The sequence below is a fragment of the Xanthomonas sp. SHU 166 genome, from assembly GCF_000364685.1.
GTDB lineage: Bacteria > Pseudomonadota > Gammaproteobacteria > Xanthomonadales > Xanthomonadaceae > Xanthomonas_A > Xanthomonas_A sontii.
Genome location: NZ_AQOJ01000893.1, coordinates 1 through 1,703, shown reverse-complemented (window position 1 = coordinate 1,703; position 1,703 = coordinate 1). Strand labels below are relative to the sequence as shown.

Here is a 1,703-nt window from a genome sequence, read left to right as displayed (position 1 = left end):
GCCTTGCCTGCTAGGGGGTAAGACGGTATCTGCGTTGGAAAAGCAGAGGCGCGGCGAACCATAAAAAAAGCGACCGGGATGTCTCCCGGTCGCTGCGTTTCATGCGGCGGCTGCCGTCAGCGGCAGTGCGCGGATCTCACTCTTCGGTGGCGTCCTGCGCTGCGGCATTGCGGCGCGTGCCGCGGGTGCTGGCGGCGCTGCGGCGCGCACCGACATTGCCGCGCTTGTTGGCGGCTTCGATGCGCTGCGCATTGCCTTCGATCGGCGCGCCCTTGTCGCGCTGGCGCTTGCGGTAGATGGCGTAGCCGAGCAGACCCACACCCACGGCGGCAGCGGCGATCGCGATGGCCGGGTTGCGGCGCACGGCGGTGCGCGCGACCTTGGAGCCGGTCTTCACTGCACCCATCGCTGCGCCCGCCTTGAGCGCGCCCATCGCTTTGCCCGACTGCAACCACTTGTTCGCCTGCGGGCCGAAGTGCTTGAGGCTGTCGCCGGCGTGGCTGGCGAGATCCAGGGCGCGATCGGTGATGATGGTCAGCTTGCTCATGGGCGTCCCCTACTGGCAGGAATGAAGGGCTGCAGTGTCGCCCTCGTACCGTATACGGGGCGTTAGCGCAGCGCCGCGGATTCGTCTGCCCGCTGAATGCGGTGCGCCAGACCCACTAGGTGCCACGCGGCTTGGCGCGATGGCTGGCGGTGGCGGTCCAGGGGTCGTCCGGCCACGGGTGGCGCGGATAGCGGCCTTTCATCTCCTTCTTCACTTCCGGGTAGGTGCTGGACCAGAAGTTGCGCAGGTCCTGGGTGACCTGCAGCGGCCGCCCGCCGGGGGAGAGCAGGTGCAGCAGCAGCGGCACGCGGCCGTCGGCGATGCGCGGGGTGTCGGCCAGGCCGAACAGTTCCTGCAGCTTGACCGCCAGCACCGGCGGCTGCGGCTGCCCGGCATGGTCCAGGCTGTAGTCGATGCGCCGTTCCATGCCCGAGGGCACCGCGATGCGCACCGGGGCATGGCGGTCGATGGCCTGGCGGCGGTCCCACGGCAGCCGCGCCTTCAGCGCCTCGCCCAGCTCGTCCTCGCTCAGCGCATCGAGCCGGGCCTTGCCGGCGAAGGCCGGGCGCAGCCAGTCGTCGAGGCTGGCCAGCAGCGCGGTATCGCCCAGGTCCGGCAGCTCCAGTTCCGGCATCCACTGGCGCAGTCCCGCCACCCGTGCGCGCCATTGCGACAGGTTCTCGCTCCAGGGCAGCGCCTGCAGCCCCAATTCGCGCACCGCCTCGGTCAGCGCCGCGGCTGCCTGCGCCGGCTCGACCCGGCCGGCGGGGCGGCAGTCGAGCACGATGCGATCGAAACGAGTTTCGCGCAGCGCCGTGAGCGCGCGCCGTTCCGGGTCCCAACGCACCACGTCTTCCTGTGCGAAGCGCTGCGGAAACTGCGCGCGCAGGTAGCGCTCGTCCACCGGCGCGGCGCGCAGCAGCAACGCGTCCTTGGCCTCGTGGCGCAGTTCGGTGGCGACCAGCCAGGGCTCGCCGCGTAGGTCGCTGTTGTCGAACAAGCGCACGCTGCGGCCATTGGCCAGCTGGTAGCGCAGCGGATCGCTGGGGTGACGCGTGCCGATGCGGTCGGGAAAGGCGTGCGCCAGCAGATCGCCGAGTTCGTGCGCCTCCACGCTGTCCGGCGCGGCGGCGTCGCTGCGCAGGCGCCGCCGCCA

At 70.9% G+C, this 1,703-nt stretch carries 2 protein-coding genes; both read right to left on the bottom strand.

What is annotated here, in order from left to right:
- Positions 1–136: 136 nt before the first annotated feature.
- On the bottom strand, positions 137–547 hold the full coding sequence (locus D180_RS20155; protein ID WP_017908157.1) for a hypothetical protein: 411 nt from the start codon (positions 545–547) through the stop codon (positions 137–139).
- A 115-nt stretch (positions 548–662) separates the two neighbouring features.
- The coding region (locus D180_RS20150) for an ATP-dependent helicase C-terminal domain-containing protein (protein WP_017914185.1) at positions 663–1,703 on the bottom strand (1,041 nt) is incomplete at its 5' end.